At 72.1% G+C, this 26680-nt stretch carries 27 protein-coding genes; 4 read left to right on the top strand and 23 right to left on the bottom strand.

Translation table 11 applies throughout. The features are described from left to right. Positions 1 to 1182 (top strand): aminotransferase class V-fold PLP-dependent enzyme, encoded by a 1182-nt coding sequence (locus tag AC3CF1_RS26250; RefSeq protein ID WP_328366228.1) that lies wholly within the window; start codon positions 1 to 3, stop codon positions 1180 to 1182. Here the strand turns inward: AC3CF1_RS26250 and AC3CF1_RS26245 are convergent. After that, the gene (locus tag AC3CF1_RS26245) at positions 1103 to 1813 is read right to left on the bottom strand and encodes a murein hydrolase activator EnvC family protein (protein ID WP_488451491.1); all 711 of its coding nucleotides are present in this window, start codon (positions 1811 to 1813) and stop codon (positions 1103 to 1105) included. The genes AC3CF1_RS26250 and AC3CF1_RS26245 overlap by 80 nt on opposite strands. A gap of 119 nt (positions 1814 to 1932) precedes the next feature. Further along, positions 1933 to 2379, bottom strand: coding sequence for a DUF4240 domain-containing protein (locus tag AC3CF1_RS26240; RefSeq protein ID WP_488451490.1), 447 nt, complete (start codon positions 2377 to 2379; stop codon positions 1933 to 1935). 161 nt (positions 2380 to 2540) lie between these two features. Between AC3CF1_RS26240 and AC3CF1_RS26235 the strand changes: the two genes are divergently transcribed. After that, complete coding sequence (locus AC3CF1_RS26235; RefSeq protein WP_488451489.1) at positions 2541 to 3668, top strand: sulfite oxidase; 1128 nt, start codon at positions 2541 to 2543, stop codon at positions 3666 to 3668. A 120-nt stretch (positions 3669 to 3788) separates the two neighbouring features. On the opposite strand, the gene AC3CF1_RS26230 is transcribed toward AC3CF1_RS26235, so the two are convergent. The 12 genes from AC3CF1_RS26230 to proS all read right to left on the bottom strand — a co-directional run bounded on the left by AC3CF1_RS26230 (position 3789) and on the right by proS (position 12207). Then, a complete protein-coding gene (locus AC3CF1_RS26230; RefSeq protein ID WP_007075222.1) occupies positions 3789 to 4112 on the bottom strand; it encodes a DUF2469 domain-containing protein in 324 nt (107 codons plus the stop codon). Further along, on the bottom strand, positions 4109 to 4921 hold the full coding sequence (locus AC3CF1_RS26225) for a ribonuclease HII (RefSeq protein WP_088946626.1): 813 nt from the start codon (positions 4919 to 4921) through the stop codon (positions 4109 to 4111). Before AC3CF1_RS26225 ends, AC3CF1_RS26230 begins: the two co-directional genes overlap by 4 nt. Further along, a complete protein-coding gene (locus tag AC3CF1_RS26220) occupies positions 4915 to 5448 on the bottom strand; it encodes an NUDIX hydrolase (RefSeq protein WP_488452133.1) in 534 nt (177 codons plus the stop codon). Before AC3CF1_RS26220 ends, AC3CF1_RS26225 begins: the two co-directional genes overlap by 7 nt. A 54-nt stretch (positions 5449 to 5502) precedes the next feature. Then, a complete protein-coding gene (lepB, locus tag AC3CF1_RS26215; RefSeq protein WP_354981153.1) occupies positions 5503 to 6138 on the bottom strand; it encodes a signal peptidase I in 636 nt (211 codons plus the stop codon). Positions 6139 to 6148: 10 nt separating this feature from the next. After that, positions 6149 to 7018 (bottom strand): signal peptidase I, encoded by an 870-nt coding sequence (gene lepB / locus AC3CF1_RS26210; protein ID WP_354981154.1) that lies wholly within the window; start codon positions 7016 to 7018, stop codon positions 6149 to 6151. A gap of 181 nt (positions 7019 to 7199) precedes the next feature. Next, positions 7200 to 7556, bottom strand: coding sequence for a 50S ribosomal protein L19 (gene rplS, locus AC3CF1_RS26205; RefSeq protein WP_088946622.1), 357 nt, complete (start codon positions 7554 to 7556; stop codon positions 7200 to 7202). A gap of 142 nt (positions 7557 to 7698) precedes the next feature. Beyond that, positions 7699 to 8472, bottom strand: a complete 774-nt coding sequence (gene trmD, locus AC3CF1_RS26200; protein ID WP_099851201.1) for a tRNA (guanosine(37)-N1)-methyltransferase TrmD — start codon at positions 8470 to 8472, stop codon at positions 7699 to 7701. A gap of 12 nt (positions 8473 to 8484) precedes the next feature. After that, entirely contained in the window at positions 8485 to 9075 is a 591-nt protein-coding gene (gene rimM, locus AC3CF1_RS26195) for a ribosome maturation factor RimM (RefSeq protein ID WP_141908221.1), read from the bottom strand. Further along, positions 9075 to 9335: an RNA-binding protein gene (locus tag AC3CF1_RS26190; protein ID WP_172862164.1), complete on the bottom strand. Its 261-nt coding sequence runs from the start codon at positions 9333 to 9335 to the stop codon at positions 9075 to 9077. Before AC3CF1_RS26190 ends, rimM begins: the two co-directional genes overlap by 1 nt. Continuing rightward, on the bottom strand, positions 9310 to 9840 hold the full coding sequence (rpsP, locus tag AC3CF1_RS26185; protein WP_488451488.1) for a 30S ribosomal protein S16: 531 nt from the start codon (positions 9838 to 9840) through the stop codon (positions 9310 to 9312). Before rpsP ends, AC3CF1_RS26190 begins: the two co-directional genes overlap by 26 nt. A gap of 229 nt (positions 9841 to 10069) precedes the next feature. Continuing rightward, positions 10070 to 10717: a ribonuclease FAU-1 family protein gene (locus AC3CF1_RS26180; protein WP_488451487.1), complete on the bottom strand. Its 648-nt coding sequence runs from the start codon at positions 10715 to 10717 to the stop codon at positions 10070 to 10072. Positions 10718 to 10800: 83 nt separating this feature from the next. Next, the gene (gene proS / locus AC3CF1_RS26175; protein WP_488451486.1) at positions 10801 to 12207 is read right to left on the bottom strand and encodes a proline--tRNA ligase; all 1407 of its coding nucleotides are present in this window, start codon (positions 12205 to 12207) and stop codon (positions 10801 to 10803) included. A 241-nt stretch (positions 12208 to 12448) separates the two neighbouring features. On the opposite strand from proS, the gene AC3CF1_RS26170 reads away from it, so the two are divergent. Next, positions 12449 to 13051: a TetR/AcrR family transcriptional regulator gene (locus AC3CF1_RS26170; RefSeq protein ID WP_099851194.1), complete on the top strand. Its 603-nt coding sequence runs from the start codon at positions 12449 to 12451 to the stop codon at positions 13049 to 13051. A 167-nt stretch (positions 13052 to 13218) separates the two neighbouring features. Here AC3CF1_RS26170 and AC3CF1_RS26165 read toward each other — a convergent pair whose 3' ends face one another. The 9 genes from AC3CF1_RS26165 to ftsY form a co-directional block, all read right to left on the bottom strand. Beyond that, positions 13219 to 14298 carry an amidohydrolase family protein gene (locus tag AC3CF1_RS26165; RefSeq protein ID WP_328366248.1) on the bottom strand — a complete coding sequence of 360 codons (1080 nt, stop codon included), beginning with the start codon at positions 14296 to 14298 and terminating at the stop codon, positions 13219 to 13221. 65 nt (positions 14299 to 14363) lie between these two features. Further along, complete coding sequence (ffh, locus tag AC3CF1_RS26160; RefSeq protein WP_088946615.1) at positions 14364 to 15926, bottom strand: signal recognition particle protein; 1563 nt, start codon at positions 15924 to 15926, stop codon at positions 14364 to 14366. 114 nt (positions 15927 to 16040) lie between these two features. Beyond that, positions 16041 to 16697: a response regulator transcription factor gene (locus tag AC3CF1_RS26155; RefSeq protein WP_354978966.1), complete on the bottom strand. Its 657-nt coding sequence runs from the start codon at positions 16695 to 16697 to the stop codon at positions 16041 to 16043. Further along, complete coding sequence (locus AC3CF1_RS26150; RefSeq protein ID WP_488451485.1) at positions 16694 to 17857, bottom strand: sensor histidine kinase; 1164 nt, start codon at positions 17855 to 17857, stop codon at positions 16694 to 16696. The genes AC3CF1_RS26155 and AC3CF1_RS26150 overlap by 4 nt, the downstream gene beginning before the upstream one ends. 477 nt (positions 17858 to 18334) lie before the next feature. Further along, positions 18335 to 20611 (bottom strand): [protein-PII] uridylyltransferase, encoded by a 2277-nt coding sequence (locus AC3CF1_RS26145; RefSeq protein ID WP_488451484.1) that lies wholly within the window; start codon positions 20609 to 20611, stop codon positions 18335 to 18337. A 16-nt stretch (positions 20612 to 20627) separates the two neighbouring features. Next, the gene (locus AC3CF1_RS26140) at positions 20628 to 20966 is read right to left on the bottom strand and encodes a P-II family nitrogen regulator (RefSeq protein ID WP_172862163.1); all 339 of its coding nucleotides are present in this window, start codon (positions 20964 to 20966) and stop codon (positions 20628 to 20630) included. Between the two features lie 25 nt (positions 20967 to 20991). Further along, positions 20992 to 22401: an ammonium transporter gene (locus AC3CF1_RS26135; RefSeq protein ID WP_488451483.1), complete on the bottom strand. Its 1410-nt coding sequence runs from the start codon at positions 22399 to 22401 to the stop codon at positions 20992 to 20994. Positions 22402 to 22677: 276 nt separating this feature from the next. Continuing rightward, a complete protein-coding gene (locus AC3CF1_RS26130) occupies positions 22678 to 23541 on the bottom strand; it encodes an aminoglycoside phosphotransferase family protein (RefSeq protein WP_488451482.1) in 864 nt (287 codons plus the stop codon). Positions 23542 to 23547: 6 nt separating this feature from the next. Then, positions 23548 to 24735 carry a signal recognition particle-docking protein FtsY gene (ftsY, locus tag AC3CF1_RS26125; protein ID WP_088946610.1) on the bottom strand — a complete coding sequence of 396 codons (1188 nt, stop codon included), beginning with the start codon at positions 24733 to 24735 and terminating at the stop codon, positions 23548 to 23550. 215 nt (positions 24736 to 24950) lie between these two features. On the opposite strand from ftsY, the gene AC3CF1_RS26120 reads away from it, so the two are divergent. After that, positions 24951 to 26678: an alkaline phosphatase D family protein gene (locus AC3CF1_RS26120; RefSeq protein WP_488451481.1), complete on the top strand. Its 1728-nt coding sequence runs from the start codon at positions 24951 to 24953 to the stop codon at positions 26676 to 26678. Positions 26679 to 26680 lie beyond the last annotated feature (2 nt).

Here is a 26680-nt window from a genome sequence, read left to right as displayed (position 1 = left end):
GTGAGCGTCCCGCAGCCCCCTGAACCCATTCCGGGCGCCCGCCTGCTCTTCTCCCTGGACCCGGCGGTCAGCCACCTCAACCACGGCTCGTTCGGCGCGGTCCCGATCGGGGTGCAGCGGGCCCAGCAGCGGCTGCGTGACGAGATGGAGGCCAACCCGCTGCGCTTCTTCACCCAGGGCCTGGTCGACCGGATCGCGCACACCCGCCGGCACCTCGCCGGGTTCCTGGGTGCCGACCCCGACGGCAGCGCCCTGGTGGGCAACACCACGACCGGCGTCGCCGTCGTGCTCCAGTCGCTGGGTCTGCAATCCGGCGACGAGGTGCTCAGCACCGATCACGGGTACGGGGCGGTGAGCCTGGCCATCCAGCGCGAGTGCCGTCGCACCGGAGCCGTCAGCCGGGTGCTGCCGATCCCGCTGGCCGCGAGCGACGAGCAGCTCGTGCAGATCATCCGCGCTGGCCTGCGCCCCGGTCGGACCCGGGTGCTCGTCGTCGACCAGCTCACCTCGGCTACGGCCAAGCTCTTCCCGACCGCCGCGATCGTCGGGGTGGCCCGCGAACACGGCGTACCGGTCCTGGTCGACGCCGCACACGCCCCGGGGATGCTGTCCACGACGGTGGCCAGCATCGGCGCGGACTTCTGGGTGGGCAACCTGCACAAGTGGGCGTACGCCCCGCGCGGGACCGCCCTGCTGGCGGTGGCACCGCAGTGGCGGGACCGGATCGAGCCGCTGGTGGTGTCCTGGGAGCAGGAGTCTGGTTTCCCGGCCCGGGTCGAGTGGCAGGCGACCCTCGACTACACGTCCTGGCTGGCCGCTCCGGCGGGCCTGTTCACGCTGCGCAGTCTCGGCGTCGACCGGGTGCGGGCGCACAACGCCGCGCTCGCCGCGTACGGCCAGCGGGTGGTCGCGGACGCGCTGGGGGTGCCTCCCGCCCAACTGCCCGACCCCGGCGGGCCGGAGGTGTCTCTGCGCCTCATTCCGTTGCCGGCCGGCCTGGCCGCCACCATCGACGCGGCGCGGGCGCTGCAGGCGCGGATCGGCGAACGGCTCGCCGCCGAGGTGGCGGTGATGAGCTGGAACGGCCGGGGGTGGTTGCGCCTCACCGGTCAGGTCTACAACACCGCCGACGAGTACGAGCGGCTGGCCGTGCGGCTGCCGGCCCTGCTCGCCCAGCGCTGACCTCGCCGAGGCCGGTCCCACGGACCGGCAGCGGAGGGCCGGCCTCATTGACCGGCAGCAGTCGCACCGGGCCGAGGCCGAGCAGTGCCAGCGGGTCCAGATAGTCCGTGCCCCGGCGCAGGCCCCAGTGCAGGCACGCCGCGGCCGGGCAACCCGGGTGTCCGGGCAGCAGCTCGCCCAGCGGCGTGCCGGCGGTGACCTGCTGGCCGGGACGTACGGCCGGTCGGACCGGCTCGTGGGTGGTTCGCAGCCCGTCGGCGTGCCCCACGGTGATCACCGGTCGCCCGGCCACCAGACCGGCGAAGAGCACGGTGCCCGGACCGGCGCTTCGGATCACCGTTCCGGCCGGCGCGGCCAGGTCGACGCCCCGGTGACCGGGCAGCCACGGCCGGGGCGGCGGGTCGAATCGGCGTACCGGACGAGGCGCCCCGGTGACCGGCCAGCGGAACCGCCCGGCGGGCTGCGGGGCGGACGGCAGGGCCGCCGCGACCGGCACGGCCGGCGTCGGTGGTTCGCGGGGTGTCGCCTCGACCAAGCCGCAGAGCTGGACGATCAGCGCGAGGGCAAGCGCGGCGCGGAGCAGCCCGGCATGGCGGACCGGGCCGGTGCGCGGGACGGATCGGGGTCGCATGACGGCAGCCTCCGGCCGAAGCCGGGTCGTCCGCCGCCCCGGCCTGCGGACCTGTGGACAACCGGAGCTCCTGTGGACGACCACCCAGCGATGCCGATGATCTGCTACGGCCGGTCAGGTCACCACCACTGCTCGTTCGAGCCGGTCTCGTAGTCGTACTCCTCGACGTGGTCCCACTCCTTCCCGGTCGCCCTCTGGTAGGCGTCGGAGGGGACGTCGAGGATCGATTCCGCATGAGCGGCCTCGACGGTGGTGAAACGCTCGAACGCTGCGGGATCCGCCAGCACGGCTGCCATCGCCGCTGGTCCCGCCACCACCACCGCGCACCGCGCATACAGGAAGTCGTCATCGGACAGTCGGTCGGCGCCGGGCAGGACAGCCTGGGCCAGCACCCGACGGTCCAGTTGGTGGAGCTTGAACGCGAGCGCCTCGGCGAAGTCGATGATCCGTTCCACCGGCTGCTCCGACAGCACCGAGGTCAACCGCTCGTACGGACGGTCGTCCTGGACCTCGGGCTGGCCGCCCAGCATGTCGACGAGCCGCCAGAATTCCTCATCTGCGAGCACTGGGAGCCTCCACCGGGACTGTTCGGCCGAACCCGCGCCAGTCTCCTCCTCCCCCGCTGACCTCACCCCACCGTCCCCCGGGCCATGTTCGTGCTGCCAGGGAGGGCCTAGGCTGGTCCGCGTACGGCGGGTGCCGCCGTGTGGACCGGGGAGGCCCAGGCATGACCACTGTCGATGACCGGACGCCGACGGTGGCCGACGTGAGCGGCCCGTCCCGGCTCGCGGAGCCGGACGAGGCGATCAGCGCCGAGGAGTTGCAGCTCGCCGCCCGCAACCACGGCATCCCGTTGGAGGCGCTGCGCTACGACGTCACCCCGGCCGGGTTGCACTACCTGCTGATCCACTACGACATCCCGGACGTCGACCCGGCGGCGCACACGCTGACCATCGGCGGCGCGGTGGACCGCCCGCTGACGGTCACCCTCGCCGACCTGCGTGAGCGGCCACGGGTCACCCAGCAGGTGACCCTGGAGTGCGCCGGCAACGGGCGAGCCCTGCTGCACCCCCGGCCGGTCAGCCAGCCCTGGCTGGTCGAGGCGGTCGGCAACGCCGAGTGGACCGGCACCCCCCTCGCTCCGCTGCTGCGGGAGGCGGGCCTCGGGCCGGACGCGGTGGACGTGGTCTTCACCGGCGCGGACCACGGCGTCGAGCGTGGGGTCGAGCAGGACTACCAGCGGGCCCTTCCGGTCGCCGACGCGCTGCGCGAGGAGGTGCTGCTGGCGTACGAGATGAACGGCGCTCCCTTGCTGCCGCAGCACGGCGCCCCGCTTCGGCTGATCGTGCCCGGCTGGTACGGCATGGCGCACGTGAAGTGGCTCCAGTCGGTCGAGATCCGCACCGAGCAGTTCGAGGGCTACCAGAACGCCGTCGCGTACCGGGTGCGCACCGACGCCGACGACCCGGGCGTTCCGGTCACCCGGATCGAACCCCGCGCGCTGGTCCGCCCGCCCGGCTTCCCCGATTTCATGTCCCGCCGCCGGGTGCTGCGGCCCGGGCCGTGCACGGTGGACGGTCGGGCCTGGTCGGGGCACGCGCCGGTGGTCTCCGTGGAGGTCACCACCGACGGTGGGCAGAGCTGGGTGCCGGCCGAGTTGGACCCGGCGGACGGCGGCGACTTCGCCTGGCGGCGGTGGCGCTACGAGTGGTCCGCCACGCCGGGCCGGCACGTGCTCGGTGCCCGGGCGACCGACGCGTCGGGTCGCACCCAGCCGGTCGAGCAGCCGTGGAACCGTGGCGGCTTCGCCAACAACCTGGTGCAGCGGGTCGAGGTCGTGGTGCCGGCCGAGTGAAGAGGTGCCGGCCCAGTGAAGAGGTGCCGGCCCAGTGACCTGGTGCCGGCCGAGTGATCGGCAGCGGGGGTCACACCGCGGGTGGGGGGCCCGTGGTGCGGCCGACCGGCGCGGGTGCGGTCAGCCGCCGAAGCCGGAGTCGGCGGGCAGCGAGATGTCGGGCTTCTCCAGCTCTTCGACGTTGACGTCCTTGAAGGTCATCACCCGGACGTTCTTCACGAAGCGGGCAGGACGGTACATGTCCCACACCCAGGCGTCGTGCATCTCGACCTCGAAGTAGACCTCGCCGTCGGAGTTGCGCACGTGCAGGTCGACCTGGTTGGCCAGGTAGAACCGACGTTCCGTCTCCACCACGTACGAGAATTGGCGGACAATGTCGCGGTACTCCCGGTAGAGCTGCAGCTCCATCTCGGTCTCGTACTTCTCGAGATCTTCCGCGCTCATCGCACTCCGCCTTCCATGGCCACATCTTCCCCCACCGGCGCCGGAGGCCGAGGCTGCTCGCCCAACGCCACGCCGACGGTACCCCCTGACGCCCAGGAGCGCTCCATCGGCTCTTCCAGCGCGTGGCCGCCGGGCCGTCGGGCCCGCGGCGGCCGGCCGTCGCGGCCGGAGACCGCGGCGACATTGACGTACGAGAACCGGTGCTCCCGGCACGGCCCGTGCTCCCGCAGCGCAGCGGAGTGCTCCGGGGTGATGTAACCCTTGTGCTCGGCGAAGCCGTACGCCGGGAACACCCCGTCCAGCTCCACCATGATCCGGTCCCGGGTGACCTTGGCGAGCACGCTGGCCGCCGCCACACACGCCGCGACCCGGTCACCCTTCCACACCGCCAGGCCGGGCACGCCCAGGCCGTCCACGCCGAAGCCGTCGGTCAGCACGTACTCCGGGCGCGTGGTGAGGGAGGCGAGCGCCCGACGCATCGCCGCCAGGTTGCACACGTGCAGCCCCCGGGCGTCGACCTCGTCCGCGGGGATGACCACCACGGCGTACGCCAGTGCCCGGTCCACCACCTCCGCGTACACCCGTTCCCGGCTCGCCGGGGTGAGCAGCTTCGAGTCGGCCAGCCCCTCGATCTCGCCACGCCGCCCCTCGGGCAGCACCGCCGCGGCGGCGACCAGCGGACCGGCACACGCGCCCCGGCCCGCCTCGTCCGCGCCGGCGACGTGCCGGAAGCCGCGCCGCTGGAGCGCTCGCTCCAGGGCGTACAGGCCGGCCTCGCGGCGCACGACGGTGCGCGGCGGGGTCAGCACGACGCCTCGCCCTGGCCCGCGCCGGTCGACTGCCCCAGCCGGGTCAGCAGGACGGGCAGCTCGGGGGGATAGAACCGCTCACCGCTGGCCGCCAACTCGGCGGGAAGCCACCAGCGGTGATCGGCGATGCTGCGCTGCTCGATGTCGTTGAAGCCCGTGGTGTCCACCTGCCAGGACTGCACCCGGAAAAGGAAGAAGTCCTGTTCCTGGCGGTACCAGGTGCCGTCGAACGTGAACTCGGTCGTGTCGCACCAGACCGGCTCGCCCAACTCGGCCGGGTCGAGCCGCAACCCGGTCTCCTCGGCCAGCTCCCGTGCCGCGCCGGCTGCCGGGGACTCCGCCGGGTCGAGCCCACCGCCGGGGGTGAACCAGTAGCGGTGCCCTGGTCGGGCCGGGTCGAAGCCCTCGAACAGCAGGACCCGGCCGGCCGCGTCGACGAGCAGCACGCGGGCGGCGCGTCGAGGGGTAAAGGCACGGTCGGCACTGCTCGCGGCTGCGGGGCTCGCAGGCTCACTCCTCGCGCTCACGGTCACCGCCCCAGCCTGCCAGACCGGCGGCGGATCGCCCACGCCCCGGGCGGCCTACGGCTTGGGAATGCCGTCGAACTGGTCTGGCACGGTCAGCCAGGTGGCCCGACCCACCGGCCAGAAGACGGTGAACGCCCGACCGACGACGTCGTCCTCGGGGATCGTGGCCTCGGTGATGTTCTGCCCGGACTGCTGCCAGTGCTCCAGAGAGTCGCCGGAAGCCGAGCGGTGGTCGCCCATCACCCACAGCCGGCCCTTCGGCACGGTGATGTCGAACTCCTGATCGGCGGGCTTGTCGCGGATGCCGTCCATCGAGAAGATGTACGGCTCGTCCAACGACTTGCCGTTGATCATCAGCCGTTCCTCCGGGTCGCAGCAGACCACGTGGTCACCCGGGACGCCGATCACCCGCTTGATGAAGTCCTCACCGTCGGGGTTGCCGCTCCAGGCGGTCGGAGCCTTGAACACGATCACCTCGCCGCGGTGCGGCGATCGGAAGTCGTAGACCAGCTTGTTGACCAGCACCCGGTCGTCGATCTTGAGAGTGTTCTCCATGGACGGGGAGGGGATGAAGAAGGTCTGCAGCACGAAGGCGCGGACCAGCACCGCGACCAGGATCGCCACACCCAGCAGGATCGGCAGCTCCTTCCAGAAGGAGCTGCGCGGCTTGTCGGTCTGCTCGTCAATCACGCCAAGGAGCCTACGTTGCCGAACTGGACGCCACCGACCGGAACGCGCGGGAACCACGCAGTGCGGCTGCCAACGGGAGTATCAGCAGCACACCGCCCTGCGGGGTCGGTTGCACCGGGGGTGCGCCGGGGGACGCCGTCGCCGGCGCGGACACGTCGTCGAAGGTCGACGGCACCGACAGCGAAGTCCACCGCGACGAGGGCCAGACCACGATGAAGGCCCGGCCGACCACGTTGTCGATCGGCACCGGGCCCTGGCAGCGTGCATCCTGCGAGACCTCGCGGTGGTCACCCATCACGAAGATCTGACCGGGCGGTACGACGACCTCGTCGAAGCGCCGGGAGCGGCACTCCGCCGGGTTGGGCGGCAGGTCCAGCGGGGAGTCCCGCAGCACGTACGGCTCGTTGAGCGGCGTGCCGTTGACGGTCACCCGACCCTGGCTGTCGCAGCACTTGACCCGATCGCCGGGGAGACCGATCACGCGCTTGATGAAGTCCTTCTCGCCGGGGCGACTCACCCCGACCAGGTCACCGACGGTGCGGGTGAGCTTGCCGGCGACGCCGGGCGCCGGCTGCTCGTCGACCTGCGGCGCCCAGCGGTCGGTGCCCCGGAAGACCACCACCTCGCCGCGTTGCGGGTCGCGTACGTCGTAGACGACCTTGTTGACCAGCACCCGGTCCCCGATGAGGAGCGTGTCCTCCATCGAGCTGGACGGGATGAAGAACGCCTGGAGCAGGAAGGTGCGGATCAGCACCGCGAGGCAGAACGCGACCACCAGCAGCAGCGGGAGCTCCTGCCAGAGAGGCATCTGGCGGCGGGTACGGCGAGCCCGCCGGCGCCACGGATCGACGGTGCCGTCCTCGTCAAGCGTCTGCACCACGCCACTCCCCGGTCCACAGAAGCACTACCGCCCGGGAGCCTCGTCGAGGCTCCACGGGCGGTAGTGGACGGCTGCCCGCCACGTGGGCGGGGCCGCCGCCTCGCTGCGCCCGTACGACCAGGGTAGTGCGGTCTGGTCGGTACGGCATACGCACAGCTCAGGCGGCGTGGTGAGCGGGAAGTCAGCTGGGCTGCTTCTCCCGCTTCTCCTTGATCTTGGCCTTCTTGCCGCGCAGCTCGCGCAGGTAGTAGAGCTTGGCGCGGCGCACGGCACCGCGGGTCACGATCTCGATCCGGTCGATGCCCGGGCCGTTGATCGGGTAGGTCCGCTCGACGCCGACGCCGAAGCTGACCTTGCGGACCGAGAAGGTCTCGCGCAGACCGTCACCCTGGCGGCGGATCACGACGCCCTGGAAGATCTGGACACGGGACCGGTTGCCCTCGACGACGCGGGCGTGCACCTTGACGGTGTCACCGGCCCGGAAGTCGGGAAGGTCGGTCCGCTTCGACTGGGCGTCAAGGGCGTCCAGGATGTTCATCGCTGCGTCCTCGTAAGGCTCACGGCGCACCGTCACTCGGTGCGCGGGTGGGTGATTCTGATCCTCGGGTGATGTCGGCGGGCCGACCCCGGTCGGGGATCCTCGCAGCCGCCCGCGGGCGCGGACGGATGCGGCAACCCCCCTACTTTGCCACATCCCCCGCCGGCAGCTGAAATCCGGCCTGGTCCAGGGCCGCGATGTCCCGTTTGTCGAGCCGATCGGCGGGCAGCGCGGCGAGCAGGTCAGGACGGCGGGCGGCGGTGCGCAGGAGCCCCTCCTCGCGCCGCCAACGGGCGATCCTGCCGTGGTCACCGGAGCGGAGCACCTCGGGCACGTCGTGCCCGCGCCAGCTCGGCGGCTTGGTGTAGATCGGCGCCTCCAGCAGCCCGTGCGCGTGCGACTCCTCGTCCAGCGAGCCCGCGTTGCCCAGCACCCCCGGCAGCAGCCGGGTGACCGCCTCCAGGATCACCAGCACCGCGACCTCGCCACCGAAGAGGACGTAGTCACCGAGCGAGACCTCGGTGACCGGCATCCGGGTGGCGGCGTGCGCCAGAACGCGTTGGTCGATGCCCTCGTACCGGCCGCAGGCGAAGAGCAGATGCGACTCGGCGGCCAGTTCGTGAGCCATGGCCTGGGTGAACGGGGCACCGGCCGGCGACGGCACCAGCAACCGGGGTGGCGGGGCCTCGGCCGGCGCGAGCGCGTCCAGCGCCTCACCCCACGGCTCCGGACGCATCACCATCCCCGGCCCGCCGCCGTAGGGAGTGTCGTCGACGGTGCGGTGCACGTCGTGGGTCCAGGTCCGCAGGTCGTGCACGGCAAGCTGGAGTACGCCGTTGGCCCGCGCCCGCCCGATCAGCGACAGGTCGAGCGGGGCGAAGTATTCCGGAAAGATCGACACGACGTCGACGCGCATAGCGGGGTGATCCTAGAGATCGAGCAGTCCGGCTGGCGGGTCGACGATCACACGTCCACCGGCCAGGTCGACCTCCGGGACGATCGCCCGGACGAACGGGATCAACGCGGTACGTCCCTCGGGGCGTCGCAGCACCAGCAGGTCCGAGGACGGCGCGTGGTCGATCCGGGCCACCTCGCCCAGCCGTTCACCGGTCGGGGTGACCACGGCCAGCCCGACGAGCTGGTGGTCGTGGAACTCCTCCGGGTCGTCCGGCGGGGTCACATCGGCGCTGTCCACCACGAGCAGGGTGCCGCGCAGCGCCTCTGCGGTGTTGCGGTCCGGGATCCCAGCGAACGCGATCAGCACCCGGCCCTGGTGGAAGCGGGCTTCCTCGATGGTCAGCTCCGCCGGAACGCGGAACGGAACGCCGGGCTCGTCCGCCGGAGCGGGCGTCGCCCCCAGCTCGCTGCGCGGGGAAACGGGCGGGGGCATCGCCCCCGGCTCAGTGCGCAGCACTGTGCCGGGGGCGAACCGTGCTTCGGGCTCGTCGGTCCGCACTTCCACGGTGACCTCACCGCGGACGCCGTGCGGCTTGCCGATCCTGCCAACGACGAGCTGCATCAGTACGAGTCGACGATGTCGACGCGTACCCCGCGCCCGCCGATGGAGCCGATCACCTGGCGCAGCGCCTTGGCGGTCCGGCCGGACCGCCCGATCACCGTGCCGAGGTCCTCGGGGTGCACGCGGACTTCGAGCCGCTTGCCCCGACGGGAATCGACCATCCGCACCCGGACGTCGTCCGGGTGGTCGACGATGCCCTTGACCAGGTGCTCCAACGCCGGACGCAGAGGCATGTCAGGCCTGCTCACCGGCGTCGGCAGCGGCGGCCGGAGCCTCAGCCTTCGGAGCCTCAGCCGGAGCCTCGGTCTTCGGAGCCTCAGCCGGAGCCTCGGTCTTCGGAGCCTCAGCCTTGGGCGCCTCGGCCGGAGCCTCAGCGGTCTTGGCGGCCTTCTTGGCCGGCTTGGCCGGCGTCTCCGGGGCGAGCCCGGCGGCGGCCTTCGACTCAGCCTCGTACACAGCCTTGCGGTCGGCCCGCTCGGGGGCGACCAGGAGCGGCGGCGGGGCCGGCAGGCCCTTGTACTTCTGCCAGTCACCGGTCAGCTCCAGCAGCCGCTGCACCGCCTCGCTCGGCTGAGCGCCGACGGACAGCCAGTACTGGACCCGCTCCGACTTGACCTCGATGATCGAAGGGTCTTCCTTCGGCTGGTAAATCCCGACGAACTCAATCGCCCGACCGTCACGCTTGGTGCGCGAGTCGGCGATGACGATGCGGTACTGCGGGTTGCGGATCTTGCCCATCCGCAGGAGCCGGATCTTTACGGCCACAGTTGTTTCGCTCCTGTTGCGATCTCACCGGCCCGTGCGGGCGGTGTGCATGGGTGAGCGCCGACCGGACCCGTGGGGTTGGGCCGGAGACTACTCGGTGGACTAGCGACGTGCCCGGGTTAGAGGGCGCCGGACGCGCGCCGGATACCAGCGACCCATTCTGCCAGATCCGATGCCGATCGCACGCATCGGACCCGGACACCGCGTCACCGGTGACGCGGGACACCTGTCAGCGCACTGGCGGACGGTCCCATCCAGGTGGAAGTTCATCCGGTACGTCCCAGTCTGGCGGGGGTGTGAAGTCGCACCAGGTGCCGTCGAACGGGAACTCGCCGGCCTCGGCGAGCGCGATCACCCGCTCCCCCTCGGCGCGGACCGCCTTCTCGTCGGTCACCCAGTAGGCGTCGCCGAAGGCGAGCCGCTCGACGAACTCGTCCTCGTCCTTCCAGTCCCAGCTGAGGTCCGGTCGCACCACCACGTCCAGGTCCTGGTCCACCACGTCGACGCCGGCCACCGGACCGTCGTCCCAGCGGACACCGGGCTCCTCCAGGTTGACGTACCAGTTGGCGAACCGGCCCTGCGCGTCGCGAAACCACCAGACGGAGTGCGCCGCCCCGGTGGGCAGGAACTTCAGCAGCGGCGGCCCGTTCCAGCGCCCGTGCGCCAAGCGGTACGACGACGAGATCCACTGGGCGAACGGCATCGCCCGCATCCCCAGCCCGGCCTCGGTCACCTCGTGGGCCACCGGGGAGTCCCGGGCGATCCACACCAGCAGACCCCGGTCGTCGTCGCTGACCACGCGGCCCGGCCGGACCCACCCGATCCGACCGTGCCGCACGTTCCGATGCATGATCAACCGACCCGGCTCGAAGCGCACCGCACCCACCTTCGGGTTGTTCTTCCTCTGCCGCCGGCGTGGAGAAGGATGCCCAGGCGCGCCGGCCCAAGCGTCCCTACACCTCAGTAGGCGCGGGCGAGGATGGCGATCAGGTCGGGCTCGTCCTCGGAGTCCGGTACCGAGCCGTCGGCGCGCAGCAGGCAGCGCACCGTGACGCCCTGACCGTTCGCCTCGGCCTCGCCGGCCACGCCGACCGCCGACCACGGCACCCGTGCCCAGCCGTTCGCGGCGGCCTCGATCGCCTCCGCCAGCGTGGCGACCTCCACCGTGCGCGACTCGCGGTTGGCCAACGCCTGGTCGTGCAGCACCTGCTGGTCCGTCTCCAACGCGGCCAGCACAGCGGCGACCACGTCGGCCACCGGCGTCGGGGACTTCGAGCCGTCGGTGCGGCGCACCACCGTCGCGTTGCCGACGGCCAGGTCCCGGGGGCCGACCTCGACGCGTACCGGATAGCCACGCAGCTCGGCGTCGACGGCCCGGCGGCCGAAGGCGGTGTCGGTCCGGTCGTCGAGCGCGACCCGGACACCGGCGTCACGCAGGCCGTCGCGCAGCTTGGCCGCCGTCTCGGCGACACCCTCGCCGTCCTTGACGATCATGACGTACGCCTGGATCGGGGCCAGCCTCGGCGGCACGCGCAGACCGTTGTCGTCGCCGTGCGCCATGATCAGGCCACCCAGCATCCGGGTGGACGTGCCCCAGGAGGTGGTCCAGGCGTGCTCCCGGCCACCCTCCTTGGACGAGTAGCTGATGTCGAACGCCTTGGCGAAGTTCTGGCCCAGCTCGTGGCTGGTGCCCAACTGCAGCGCCTTGCCGTCACCCATCATGCCTTCGCAGGTGTACGTGGCCGTCGCCCCGGCGAACCGCTCGCGCGTCGTCTTCAGGCCCACGACCACCGGAATGCCGATGACGTTGACCATCAGGTCCTCGTACGCCTCGTGCAGGATCTTCCGCGCGTACGCCCGGGCGTCCTCGCGGGTGGCGTGCGCGGTGTGCCCCTCCTGCCAGAGGAACTCGCTGGTACGCAGGAAGAGCCGCGGACGCAGCTCCCACCGGACCACGTTCGCCCACTGGTTGAGCAGCAGCGGCAGGTCCCGGTACGAGTCGATCCACTTGGCCATGAACTCGCCGATGACCGTCTCGCTGGTGGGGCGCACCACGATCGGCTCGGCCAGGGGCTTGCCACCACCGTGGGTGACGACCGCCAGCTCCGGCGAGAAGCCCTCGACGTGCTGGGCCTCACGCTTGAGGTAGCTCTCCGGGATGAAGAGCGGGAAGTACGCGTTCTCCGCACCCGCCGCCTTGATCCGGGCGTCCATCTCGGCCTGCATACGCTCCCAGATGGCGTAGCCGGCCGGTCGGATGACCATGGTGCCGCGAACCGGGCCGTTGTCGGCCAGCTTTGCCTTGGCGATCAGGTCTTGGTACCAGCGGGGGAAATCCTCCGCACGGGGAGTGAGCACGCGTGCCATGACCGCACATCCTATGCGTCACGCGGGGCGACACCGCGCCCGGGAGCCGCAGCGCCGTGTCGCAGCCCCTTCTGGTGGCTGTTGCGCACGCTCGCGGCGGCGGTGGTGACGGCGCTGGACAACTCGACGGTGGCCGGTGGGCGCCTCGACGGCGTTCGCTGGCCGGCCGGTGGCGCACGCCGGGCGGGCGGGCCATGCGCTCTGGGCGGGCAGGCCGCGCGGCCCCTAGAATTCGACCATCATGACTGCAACGACGGACTCGCCGCGTCAGCGGCTGCGCGACACGATCGTGGATGCCGCCCGCGCGCAGACCATCGCCGCCGGCTGGGACGCGGTCCGGATGGGCGGCGTGGCCACCACGGCGGGAGTGAGCCGGCAGACCGTCTACAACGAGTTCGGCAACAAGGCCGGGCTGGCCGAGGCACTCGCCCGCCGCGAGGTGGACCGCTTCGTCGGCGACGTCCGTGCCGCCCTGCTCGCGCACGGGACCGACGTACGGACCGGCGCGTACGCCGCGATCGCGCACACCCTCGCCACGGCAGCCGACAACCCGCTGGTCAAGGCCATCCTGACCAGTGCCCGAGGCGGCTCGGACGAGCTGCTTCCGTACCTCACCACGCGGGCCGAGGTGGTGCTCACCGAGGCGTCCGGGGCGCTCATCGAGTGGGCCGGCGATCACCTTCCCGGAGCGGACCAGGCCGCGTTGGCCTTCGCCGCCGACACGATCGTCCGGTTGGTGGTGAGCCACATCGTGCTCCCCCGCGCGCCGATCGACCAGACCGCCACGGCCCTCGCCGACCTGGCCGTACACCTCTTCAGCGCCGCCATCCGCCCAGCCCGCTGACCCCGCCCGCCGCGCCGCACTCCCCCGCACCCGCACCGCCGAGCGGCGCCGCGCCCCGCGCAACTTCCCGGATGTTGCTGCCTCCGGCGCGCGGCAGGCAGCAACATCCCCGATGTTGCTGCCTCCCCTGGCCGGGGCGCGGCGCGTCGGGGGGGCACGGCGCGGGGTCAGCGCACTACCTGGCCGCGCAGGATCGTGCGGGAGGGGGCGCGGACGACGCGCAGGTCGCGGCGGGGGTCTTCGGGGTAGACGGTCAGGTCGGCGAGGCCACCCTCGACCAGGCCGGGGAAACCCAGCCACTGTCGGGCGCCCCAGGAGGCGGCGGCGAGTACGTCGATGGGCGCCATGCCGGCCTGCTCGTGCAGCAGCAGCATCTCCTCGGCGGCGAGGCCGTGGTCGATGCCGCCTCCGGCGTCGGTGCCCACGTAGATCGGCACCCCCGCCTCGTACGCGGCGCGCACCACCTCGGGGAAACCGTCGCGCAGTGCGAGCATGTGCTCCGCGTACCCGGGGAACTTGCCCCTCGCCTGCTCGGCGATGCCGCCGAAGGTGGCGATGTTGATCATTGTGGGGATCAGTGCCGTGCCCCGCCGGGCCATCTCGTCGATCAGGTCGAGGCTGAGCCCGGTGCCGTGCTCCACCGAGTCCACCCCGGCCCGCACCATGATCTCGACCGCCGACTCGGAGAAGGTGTGCACCGCGGCGCGTACCCCGGCGGCGTGGGCGGCCTGGACGGCCGCGGTGAGGGTGTCCGCGTCCCAGGCCGGCGCGAGGTCACCCACACCCCGGTCGATCCAGTCGCCGACCAGCTTGACCCAGCCGTTGCCGGCCCGCGCCTGGGCGGCCACCGTCGCGGCCACGTCGGTGGCGTCGACCTCCACGCCGATGTCCCGCAGGTAGCGCTTCGGCGGCGCGACGTGCCGGCCGGCGCGGGCCAGTCGCGGCAGGTCGGGCTCGTCGTCGAGTTCGGGGTACGGGTACGGCGACCCGGCGTCGCGGATCGCCAGCACGCCGGCGTCCCGGTCGATGTGGGCCAACTCGCGGGCCTGGTCGAGTGAGGTGATCGGGGCGCCGCCTCGGGCGATGCCGATGTGGCAGTGCGCGTCGACCAACCCCGGAAGGACGAAGCCGCCGTCGACGACCGTCTCCGCACCGGGCACCGGGGTGAAGGTCACCCGGTCCCCAACCAGCCAGAGATCCCGGACCTCGTCGTCGGGGAGCAGCACACCGCGCACGTGAAGAGCCATGCGCACAGTCCTACCCGATCACGCCCGGTCGGGGGCGAGCAGGTCGCCCTCGACCGGCACGGACGTCAGCGGGGGCGGTTGTCGCCCTTGCCGAGCTTGTTGAAGTCGATCTTCGGGAGCTTGAAGCCGGGCGGAAGGCCCTGGCCACCGGCGAGGTCGTTCGGGTCCATCCCCGGCGGCAGCTGCGGCATGCCACCCGGGAAGCCGCCCGGCATCCCGGCTCCGGCACCCGCTCCCGTACGCGGCCGACCGCCACCCTTGGTGCCCTTGCGCTTGTTCTTCGGCGACTTGGTCGCCTTGCGCCGGCCACCGCCGGGCAGGCCCATCATGCCGCCCATCTGCTTCATCATCTTCTGCGCGTCGGTGAAGCGGTTGAGCAGCTGGTTGACGTCCATCACGGTGACCCCGGAGCCGTTGGCGATACGCGCCCGGCGGGAGCCGTTGATGATCTTCGGGTTGGTCCGCTCGCCCGGGGTCATCGACCGGATGATCGCGGTGACCCGGTCGAAGTGGGTGTCGTCCAGCTCGGCGAGCTGGTCCTTCATCTGCCCCATGCCCGGCATCATGGCCAGCACGTTGGCGATCGGGCCCATCCGTCGGACCGCGATGAGCTGGTCGAGGAAGTCCTCCAGGGTGAACTGCTCGCCGCCCATCAGCTTGGCGGTCATCTTCTCCTTCTGATCGGAGTCGAAGGCCTGCTCGGCCTGCTCGATCAGAGTGAGGACGTCGCCCATGCCGAGGATCCGGCTGGCCATCCGGTCGGGGTGGAAGACGTCGAAGTCCTCCAACTTTTCACCGGTGGACGCGAAGAGGATCGGCTGCCCGGTGACCTCGCGCACCGACAGGGCGGCACCACCGCGAGCGTCGCCGTCGAGCTTGGAGAGCACCACGCCGGTGATGCCGACCCCGTCGCGGAACGCCTCGGCGGTGCGGACGGCGTCCTGGCCGACCATCGCGTCGATGACGAAGATGACCTCGTCCGGCTGGACCGCGTCGCGGATGTCGGCGGCCTGCTGCATCATCTCGGCGTCGATGCCGAGGCGGCCGGCGGTGTCGACGATGACGATGTCGCGGGCAGCCCGCTTCGCGTGCTCGATCGAGGCGCGCGCCACCTGCACCGGGTCACCGGTGCCGTTGCCGGGCTCCGGGGCGTACACCTCGACACCGGCCCGGCCACCGAGCACCTGGAGCTGCCCGACGGCGTTGGGGCGCTGGAGGTCGGCGGCGACGAGCAGCGGCTGGTGTCCCTGGCCCTTGAGCCAGCGGGCCAGCTTGCCGGCCAGGGTGGTCTTGCCGGAACCCTGGAGACCGGCCAGCATGATCACGGTCGGCGGCTGCTTGGCGAACTGGAGCCGCCGGCCCTCGCCGCCGAGCACGGTGATCAGCTCTTCGTTGACGATCTTGATGATCTGCTGGGCCGGGTTCAGCGCCTGGGAGACCTCGGAGCTGCGGGCCCGCTCCTTGACGGCCGCGATGAAGCCCTTGACCACCGGCAGCGCGACGTCCGCCTCCAGCAGCGCGAGGCGGATCTCGCGCGCGGTGGCGTCGATGTCGGCGTCGGTGAGCCGCCCCTTGCCGCGGAGCTTGGTGAAGATCCCGGACAGGCGGTCACTCAAGGTGTCAAACACGCGAACATCCCGTTTGTCAGTGTTCCGGCGGGCACAACGCGGCCGGCACTGCGGAGTCCGGCCACCGCTAGGGTAACCGCCCCGCCGCAAGGCCGCTGTCGCCCGGCCCGGGCCTCACCCCGACACCAACCCCGACTGGTACGCGAACACGACGAGCTGGGCCCGGTCCCGGGCTCCCAGCTTGCCCATCGCCCGGCTGACGTGGGTCCGCGCGGTCGCCGGGCTGACCACCAACCGGGCGGCGATCTCCTCGTTGTTCAGGCCCTCCCCGACCAGACCGACGACCTGGCGCTCCCGATCGGTCAGCGCGTCCAGCCGGGGGTGCGGACGAAGCACCCGCGACGGTCGGGTGGCGAACTCCCGCACCACCCGACGGGTCACCGACGGCGACAGCAGCGCCTCCCCCTCGGCGACCAACCGGATGGCGCGCAGCAGCTCGGCCGGTCGGGTGTCCTTGGTGAGGAACCCGCTCGCGCCGTGCCGCAGCGCGTCGAAGACGTACTCGTCCAGCTCGAAGGTGGTCAGCACCACCACCCGCGTACCGGTCAGGTCGGGGTCCGCGACGATCCGCCGGGTCGCCTCGATGCCGTCGATGCCGGGCATCCGGATGTCCATCAGCACCACGTCCGGCCGAACCCGCCGCGCCAGCTCGACCGCCTGCAAACCGTCGGCCGCCTCGCCGGCGAGCGCGAGGTCGTCCTCGCTCTCCACCAGCGCGCGCAGACCGAGTCGGACCAGGTCCTGGTCGTCGGCGACCAGCACCCGGATCACGTGGTGGGCCCCACGGGCAGCCGGGCGTACACCCGGAATCCGCCGTCGGGGCGCGGCCCGGCGGCCAACCGTCCGCCCAACGCCGCGACCCGCTCCCGCATCCCGGCCAGACCGTGCCCACTCTCGTCGTCGACCAGATCCGTTCCGCCCCGCCGCACGCCGGTGCCCTCGTCGGTGACCTCGACGGTCACCTCGTCGGCGCGGTAGTCGACGCGCACCTCCGCGTTGGCCACCCCCGCGTGACGCAGCACGTTGGTCAACGCCTCCTGCACCACCCGGTACGCGGTCAGGTCCAGCGCCGCCGGCAGGTCCCGAGCGTCGCCGGTCACACGCAGGTCGACGGCGAGTCCGGCCCCGGCGAGCCGGTCGCGCAGCGCCGGGAGCCGGGCCAGACCGGGCACCGGGCCTCGCTCGGCGCCCTGCCGCACCGCACCGAGGGTGACCCGAAGCTCGTCCAGCGCCTCCCGGCTGGTCCGGCTGATCGCGGTCAGCGCGGTCTCCGCCTGCTCGGGCCGTTTCGGCAGGAGGTGCAGGGCGATCTCCGCCTGCATGCTGATCGCGGCAAGCCCGTGCCCCACCACGTCATGCACCTCCTGCGCGATGCGCAGTCGCTCCTCGTCGGCCTGCCGCCGGGCCTGTTCGGCGCGATCGCGGGCCGCCTCGGCCCGGCTGCGCGCGGCCGTCTCGCGGTTGACCCGCACCACGACCCCCACCGCGAACGGTACGACCACCCACGCCGACGCGGGCAGCACTCCGCCCCAGCCGGGCGCCGGACCCTCGGACCAGAAGACGTGCGCCAACAACAGGACGAACGCGCTGCCAAGGGCGAGCGCCGCCGGGCGCACCGGCAGTCGCACCGCCACGGTGTACACCGCGATGAGGAACGCGACCAGGATCGGCCCGTACGGGTAGCCGAACACCAGGTACGTCGCCGTGGCCACGGTGACCACGGCGAGGGTGACGATCGGGGCGTGCCTGCGGAACAGCAGAGCGAGCGCGGCGACCGCGATCAGCACCCGGCTGGCGGCGTCCACCGGCGTCGACCCCGGCTGGTTGTCCCCGGCCAGACCTGTGGCGAGCAGCCCGAACCCAAGCAGCACCAGAGCCAGCGTGGCGTCTGCCGCCACCTCCGGCCACCGCCACCGCCCGCTGCCTCGCATGGCCGTCATTCTGCCCGCGCCGAGGCCACCTGACGTGCGTCCACGAGCGGCACCGCACCTACGCCCCCGGACGTACCCGTGCACCGGGCCTTCGATCGCGCCGCGTTGGCGGCGGACACCTCACGATCCTGATGACACTCCCGACCGCACCCCGCACCCCATCCGCCACCGGCAGCGGCAGCGGCAGCGGCAGCGGCAGCGGCAGCGGCAGCGGCAGCGGACACCCGCATGAGCCTGATGACTGTGAGGCATCAAGATGACTCTGGGGCATCACGCTCGCGGGGGTGACCGGCTGGCACGGGCGGCCAAACGGCCGAGCAGCACCGGGCCGCACTCGTCGGCCAGGCAGCAAGGCGGCGAGGCAGCAAGGCGGCAAGGCGGCAAGCCGGCCAGGCAGCAAGGCAGCAGGTCGGCGAAGCGGCAAGGCCGTGCAGCACGCCGCAGCCGGACAGCAACCGCCGGCGGTGTCGCCGTAGGTCAGACGGCGGCGAGGACGGCCGCCTCCAGGCGGGCCCGGGTGGCGTCGTCCGGCCAGCCGCCGACCAGGTAGAAGGCGTCCACCACGTCGGCGCCGAGAGTGGAGATGCGGGCCGCGCGGACCAGAGCGCCCGCCTCGTCGAGCGCGCAGGCGACCCGGTAGAGCAACCCGGCGGCGTCGGCGGCGCGCAACTCCAGCAGCACGGCGTTGGTGGCCGCCTCGCGGTGCCAGACGACCCGGGGAGCAGCCCCACCGCCGCGGGCGGCAAGAGCCCTACCCCGCAGCCGCTGGGTGACCGACACGTCGCCGCCGACCGCCCGACGGAGGTCGGCGCGGAGCGGGACCGGGTCGGGCGGGAGACCGTAGCGGGGTTGGACCCGGCACTCGACCAGGGCACGGCCGTCGACCACGGAGGCATCCGCGGAGATCACTTCCAGCCGGTGCAGCGCCAGGCAGCCGGCGACCGTGGCGAGCAGGCCCCGCCGGTCGGCCGCAGCGACCGACACCCGGTCGCCGGTCAGGTGGACGACCGGCAGGGGCCCGGCCAGCAGCGCCGGGTCCGGGGTGGGCGGTTCGGGCAGTACGCCGGTGTCCAGCGCGGTGCGGACCCGACCGACCAGTTCGGCGACGAGTCGGCCCTTCCAGTCCGACCAGGCCGCCGGCCCGGTCGCCGCCGCGTCGGCGCGGACCAGCGCGTGCAACAGGTCGAGGGTGCCGGTGTCCCCCACCGACTCGGCCACCGAGGCGATGGTGACCGGGTCGGCCAGGTCACGGCGGGTGGCCACGTCGGGCAGCAGCAGGTGCAACCGGACCAGCGTGCCGATCAGCTCGACCTCGGTTGGGGGCAGACCGATCCGGGTCGCCGCCGCCTGGGCGACGGGCACCCCGACGGTGCTGTGATCGCCGGGAAGTCCCTTGCCGATGTCGTGCAGGAGAGCGCCGAGGAGCAGCAGGTCGGGCCGTTCCACCTCACGGGCGTGCCGGCTGGCCTCGTGAGCGGTCTGCACCAGGTGCCGGTCGAGGGTGTAGCGGTGCACCGGGTTGTGCTGCGGCAGACTGCGCAGCCGGGTCCATTCGGGCAGCCAGTTGTCGACCAGTCCGTACCGGTCGCAGGTTTCCCAGGCGGGCACCAGGCCGGGACCGGCGCCGAGCAGGGTGGTCAGTGCGGCCCGGGCATCAGCCGGCCAGGGCGCGGGCAGTGGCGGGCAGTACGCCGCCAGCCATTCGCAGGTGGCCCGGGCGATCGGGAGTCGGGTCGTGGCCGCCGCGGCGGCCACCCGCAGCGACAGGCTCGGATCGGGGCGAGCCCCGATCGCCGTACGGGCCAGCACGAGCTCGCCGTCGTGCTCGACCACGTCGCGCGCCACCGGGCGGCGCGCGGGGGGAGCGCCGCCCCCTCGGGACCGGCCGGATCGCAGCCGGTCGGCGGCACGGAACGCGTCGTCCAGGGCGTGGCTGACCGTGCGGGCGTCACCGGCGACCCGTCGCAGGAGGGCGTCGCCGTCCTCCAGCGCGAGAAGCGCGGCCACACCGTCTCGTTCCTGGGCGACCAGCCGGTCGACCCGGCGGCCGACCTGCTGGTGCAGGGCGTCCCGGGTGTCCAGCAGGCGCAGGTGGGCGGCGCGTACGGCGGGGCGCAGCGCGTCGGTGATGCCGGCGGCGGAGATCGCTCGCAGCAGCCCGACGTCGCGCAGACCGCCGGCGGCCTCCTTCAGGTCGCCCTCCAGCAGGAAGGCCAGCTCACCGTGGGCCTGCCAGCGTGCTTCGGTGACCGCCCGCAGGCCGGGCAGGTGCCGGACCGCGGTGCGCCGCCAGTGGTCGGCGGCGGTGCGGATCAGCGCGTCGGCCAACGTCTGGTCGCCCGCCACCAGCCGGGCGTCGAGCAGCCCGAGGGCGACCTTGACGTCGTCCTGGGCCACCGAGAGTGCTTCGGAAACGGTGCGTACCGAATGGTCGAGCCGTAGGCCGGCGTCCCAGATCGGGTACCAGACCGAGGCAGCCAACTCGTCGGTGCCGGGCACCCCGGCGTGCAGCAGGACCAGGTCGAGGTCGCCGTACGGGGCGCACTGCCGCCTCCCCAACCCCCCGACGGCGATCAGCGCGACCCCCTCCCGCGAAGGCAGCAGCCCTCGCAGAAAGGTGTCGTAAGCGCTCGCCCGCCCCAGCCGGGCGGACTCCCCGATCCCCCCGGGAACGCCGACGACCTCGTTGATCAAGAGGTTCGCGTCACCGTCACCGGCGTGTCCTGACGCGTTCTTCTTGATCAACGAGGTCATGTCGGTCGTTGCGCGATCAGAGGGCGTCTAGGCCGCGTTCGCCGGTACGCACCCGGACGACCTCTTCGACACCGGTGACCCAGACCTTGCCGTCACCGATCTTGCCCGTGCGGGCCGCCCCGACGATGGCGTCCACCACCTTGTCCACGTCGATCTCGTCGGTGAGCACCTCCACCCGGATCTTGGGCAGGAACTCGACCGTGTATTCAGCACCCCGGTAGACCTCGGTGTGCCCCTTCTGGCGCCCGTACCCCTGAACCTCGCTGACGGTCAGCCCGGCCACCCCGAGGGCGTGCAGGGCCTCCTTCACCGCGTCCAGTTGGTACGGCTTGATGACTGCGGTCACCAGCTTCATGTCCAACCCCTCCATCCCAGGAACGTTAACCGGCGACCTTTTCGCTGACCGTCTCGGCGGGCTCCGCCGGCGGCTTGGCACCACTCGTGCCGCCACCGGGGGTGCCGATACCGGCCATCGCGAACGCGCTGCCCGTGCCACCACCGGCCGGGGACAGGTCGTAGCTGCTCTCGGCGTGCTCGGCGATGTCGATGCCCTCGACCTCGTCCTCACCCTTGACCCGGAAGCCGAGCGTCTTCTCGATGACGAAGGCCAGCACCCAGGCGATGCCGAAGGACCAGACGGTGACGATCAGGCCGGCGAGGGCCTGCCGCCCGAGCTGGGTCGCGCCACCGCCGTAGAAGAGACCGTCGGAGGCGCCCACCACGTCGCTGATCGCGGCGTTGACCGAGTTGGTGGCGAAGAGACCGAGCCAGAGCGAGCCGATCCAACCACCGACGAAGTGCACGCCGACCACGTCGAGCGAGTCGTCGTAGCCGAGCTTGTACTTGAGGCTGACGGCGAGCGCGCACACCGCGCCGGCGACGATGCCGAGCAGGACGGCCGCCCACGGGGCGATGAAACCACAGGCCGGGGTGATGGCGACCAGGCCGGCGACGGCGCCGGACGAGGCGCCCACCATCGTCGGCTTACGGGTCTTGACCCACTCGACCGCGATCCAGCCGAGCACCGCCGCCGCCGTGGCGAGCTGGGTGTTGATGAAGGCGAGGCCGGCGACCGAGTCGACGGTCAGCTCGGAGCCGGCGTTGAACCCGAACCAGCCGAACCACAGCAGACCCGCACCGAGCGCGACCAGCGGGATGTTGTGCGGCTTCATGCCCTCACGCGGCCAACCGAGCCGCTTGCCGAGCACCAGAGCCACGGCCAGGGCCGCCGCACCGGCGTTGATGTGCACCGCGGTGCCACCGGCGAAGTCCAGGGCGTGGATGTCGGCGCCGATGATGCCGCCGCCCCACACCCAGTGGGCGACCGGGAAGTAGACCAGGGTGGCCCAGCCGAAGGCGAAGAGCAGCCAGCCGGCGAACTTTGCCCGGTCGGCGATGGCACCGCTGATCAGCGCGACGGTGATCACCGCGAAGACCATCTGGAAGGCCATGAACACGTAGAGCGGGACCCCGATGCCGCTGGGGTTCTCCGCCGTGGCACCCCACAGGTCGGTCTCGGCGAGGAACGTCTTGGTGCCGAGGTACGCGCCCGGGTCGCCCCAGAAGCCGTTCACGTCGGTCCCGAAGGCGACGCTGAATCCGTAGAACCACCACAGAATAGAGATGAGCCCGATAGCGGAGAAGCTCATCATCATCATGTTGAGTACGCCCTTGGCCCGGTTGAGGCCGCCGTAGAACAGCGCCAGTCCCGGGGTCATGAGCAGCACGAGCGCGGTCGAAACCAGCAGCCACGTGGTGTTGGCGCCGTCGATCGTCGGTGCTTCAGGCACGCTGGCCTCCTAAAGGGTGAATTCCTCCTTCGCGGCTTTCCGGGGCAGCGTCGCCCGTAGGCCGGTTGCGCGGAAGCTTCGCGGCCGGCTGTTTCACACAGGGTCCCGGGCGGGTTTCCGTTTCGTGACGGGTTGTTTCGTACGTGTCACGAAGTCCGCACAGTCGGCGGCATGGACAATGGTGGATCGTTCGGACGGTGGACGTCGATGGCTGACCGGCCAGGCCCATCGACCGGTCCGCTTGACGGGACCGGCCGAGCATCGAGCGGTCGACGGTCAGCGGAGGGCGTTCTCCAGTGCGTGCCGCTCGTAGTCGAGCAGCCGCAGATCGCGCATCGGTCGGCGCAGGTGGCCCTTGTGCACGATCCGGACGAACGCCGGCTCACCGGCGGCGGCCATCCGGCGGATGCCCTCGACGTGGTCCACGATCCGCTTGCGGATGGTCCGGATCAGCCGGTGCCGGTCCCGCGGGATCAGCCCGTACGCGTCGGCGAAGAGCCGGAGCCGGCGCGGCCGGTCCGGGTGCTTCCAGCCGAGCGTGATCGAGTCACGGTCCGCGAAGATCGGCACCCAGGTCCAGGCCGCGTACGCCACGTCGTAGATCCGCGCGCCGGGTGAGGCGAGGTCGAAGTCGATCAGCCCGAGGGTGCCGTCCGGCCGCCAGATCACGTTGTGCGGCGCTGCGTCGTGGTGGCAGATCACCTCGGTGTCCGGTGGCGGGGGCCCGAACGAGCGCCAGACCGCCCCCGGCTGCGGGGTGAAGCCGTACTGCGCGTCGTGGAACATCCGCAGCATGGTGGCGACGGTGACCAGCGCCTCGTCGGTCACCCAGTGCGGGGCGAGCGGGTATTCCCCGCACTCCCCCTCCAGGTACGACAGCACCTCACGGTTGCGCTCGTCCATGCCGAGCGCCCGGGGTGCGCCGGTGAAGCCCACGTACTCCAGGTGCCGCAGCAGGGCGTGCACGGACGGTGTCCACGGCCCGGCGTTGCGGCGGACCGTGTCACCGACGCGGACGACGGTGCTCACGTTGCCGCCGTGCAGCGGGATCTCCTGCGAAGTCACGTACGGTCTCCCGAGGCGCTGCGAGGGGTGGCCGGGGTCACGCCAGCCCGCGTATGCGCGTTTGTCGCTGGACACCCGAGACTACGCGTCCCGTCCGGTGGCCTCGGTCCCCAGCAACGCGTCGACGAACTGCGCCGGGTCGAACGGGGCCAGGTCGTCCTTGCCCTCACCGAGGCCGACCAGCTTCACGGGGATGCCGAGCTTGCGCTGCACGGCGATCACGATGCCGCCCTTGGCGGTGCCGTCGAGCTTGGTCAGCACCACGCCGGTCACGTTGACCACCTCGGTGAAGACCCGGGCCTGCTCCAGGCCGTTCTGGCCGGTGGTGGCGTCCAGGATGAGCAGTGTCTCGTCGATCGGGCCCTGCTTCTCCACCACGCGCTTGACCTTGCCCAGCTCGTCCATCAGGCCGACCTTGTTCTGCAGGCGGCCGGCGGTGTCGATGAGCACGGTGTCCACGCCCGTGTCGATGCCGCGCTTGACCGCGTCGAAGGCGACACTGGCCGGGTCGGCGGCCTCGGGCCCCCGGACGGTCTCCGCGCCGACGCGCGAGCCCCAGGTCTCCAGTTGGTCGGCGGCGGCGGCCCGGAAGGTGTCCGCGGCGCCGAGCAGCACGGTACGGCCGTCGGCGACCAGTACCCGGGCGATCTTGCCGCAGGTGGTGGTCTTGCCGGCGCCGTTGACGCCGACGACGAGGACCACCGCCGGCACGCCGTCCTTCGGGGCGGTCCGCAACGAGCGGTCCAGGCTCGGGTCGAGCGCGTTGACCAGCTCGGCGGCGAGCAGTGCCCGCAACTCGGACGCCGAACGGGTGCCGAGCACCCGGGTGCGCTCACGAAGCCGGTCGACGATGTCGCGGGTGGCGTCGACGCCGACGTCGGCGGTGATCAGGCTGTCCTCGATCTCCTCCCAGACGTCCTCGTCGAGGTGGTCGCGGGCGAGCAGGCCGAGCAGGCCCTTGCCGAAGACGTTCTGCGAGCGGGACAGTCGCGAGCGGAGCCGGACCAGCCGCCCGGCGGTCGGCTCGGGCACCTCCACCGGTGCGGGCGCCTCGATGACCGGCGGTGGCTCGACCAGGACGCCGGTGGACAGTTCGGACTCCGGTGCCTCGACCGGCGGGCCGGCGAGATCTTCCTCGGCCCTGGTGTCGACCTCGGTGTGCGGCAGCGGGGGCTCGGGCCGACGCCGCAGGCGCGGCACGACCAGCCCTACTGTGCCGGCGATCAACACACCGAGCAGGACCAGAGCGAGGACGAGATATTCGGCCATGCCGGAATCCTGTCAGATGCGGGCGGCGGCGTCCCAGCCACCGCACCCCGAGCCGTGCCCGGAGTCCCAGCCACCGCACCCCGAGCGGTGCCCGGAGTCTCAACCACCGCACCCCGAGCGGTGCCCGGAGTCTCAGCCACCGCACCCCGAGCGGTGCCCGGAGTCTCAGCCACCGCACCAGGCCGGTGCCGGGAACCGGCGGTAGGCTCGGCCGCATGCCCGCCGCACACCTCCTCATCGGCCCACTCCTGCGGCGAGTGGTGGACACCCGAGCGACCGTCTGGGTGGAGACGGCCGCGCCCGCCGTGGTCACCGTCCGCACCGCCGACGGCGCCACCGGCACCGCGCCCACCTTCTCGGCGTACGACCACCACTACGCCCTCGTGGTGGTGGAGGGGCTCACCCCGGACAGCGCGACCACCTACGAGGTGCTCGTCGACGACGAGGTGGTCTGGCCGGTGCCGAGCAGCGGCTTCCCGCCGAGCGTGATCCGCACCCGGGCCGCCGACGACCGGGACCAGCCGGTCAACCTGATCTTCGGCTCGTGCCGCGAGACCACCCAGCACTCCACGACCCGCAAGCTGCCACCGGACGCGCTGGACGCGTACGCCCGACGGTTGATGGCCGACCCGGAGGCGAACCCGCCGCCGGACCTGCTGGTGCTGCTCGGTGACCAGGTCTACGCCGACGTCACCTCGCCCACGGTGCGCCGGCTGCTTCGTCGGCGCCGGCGGCGTCCGAAGGGCGCCCCGGCCGACCAGGTGGTGAGCTTCGACGAGTACACGAAGCTCTATCTGGAGTCCTGGCGTGACCCGGAGATCCGTTGGCTGCTCTCCACCGTGCCGAGCGTGATGATCTTCGACGATCACGAGATCATCGATGACTGGAACACCTCGGCTGCGTGGCGTGCCGAGATGCGCGAGCAGCCGTGGTGGCAGGAGCGGATCGGCAGCGGGCTCGCCTCGTACTGGGTCTACCAGCACCTCGGCAACCTCTCCCCGGACGAGATCGCCGCCGACCCGGTCTTCGCGAAGGTCGCCGCCGCCGAAGACGCCACCGGTGTGCTGCGCGAGTTCGGGCACCGGGTCGACCAGGAGTCGGACGTGGCGCACGACACCGAGCGCTGGCGCGCGGTGCAGTACCAGTGGAGTTACGCACTGGACCTGGGCCGGACCCGGCTGGTCATGCTCGACAACAGGTGCAGCCGGGTGCTCGACCCGGGCAGCCGGGCGATGCTGCCGCCGGGCGAGTGGTCCTGGTTCCTCGACCAGGCGCACGGGGTCTACGACCACCTGGTGGTCGGCGCCTCACTGCCCTGGCTGCTGCCGCAGGGCATCCACCACATCGAGGCGTGGAACGAGAAGTTGGCGGACTCGCGTCGTCCCTGGGTGGCCCGCGGGGCGGAGAAGCTGCGCCGCGCACTGGACCTGGAGCACTGGGCGGCGTTCCGGCGATCCTTCGAGGCGATGGCGGAGACCTTCACCCGCATCGGCACCGGCACCCCCCGGGAGTCCGGCGCGCGGGTCGGCGCCGGCCCGGCGTACGCCCCGCCGGCGTCGATCAGCGTGCTCTCCGGGGACGTGCACCACTCGTACGTGGCCCGGGCCCGGTTCGGCGACCCGGCGGTGGTCACACCCGTGCACCAGCTCACCTGCTCACCGATCCACAACCAGGTGCCGGCAGGCATCCGTCCGCTGATGCGGCTCGGTTGGTCGGCCGGTCCGGCCGGTGCCACCCGGGCGCTGGCTCGCTCCGCGGGTGTCCGGCGGCCGGGGGTGCGGTGGCGCAAGCTGGCCGGCCCCTACTTCGGCAACGCGGTCGCGACCCTGACGCATGAGGGGCGCAGGGCTGACGTGGTCATCGAGGGCACCACGAAGGAAGGCCACCTACGCCCCGTGATGCGGCGCCGACTCTCGGCCGCCGCACGGCCGACCTCGCCGTAGTC

It is taken from the genome of Micromonospora sp. MGP-C2, assembly GCF_057766525.1.
This window is presented reverse-complemented; position numbering and strand designations above follow the sequence as displayed.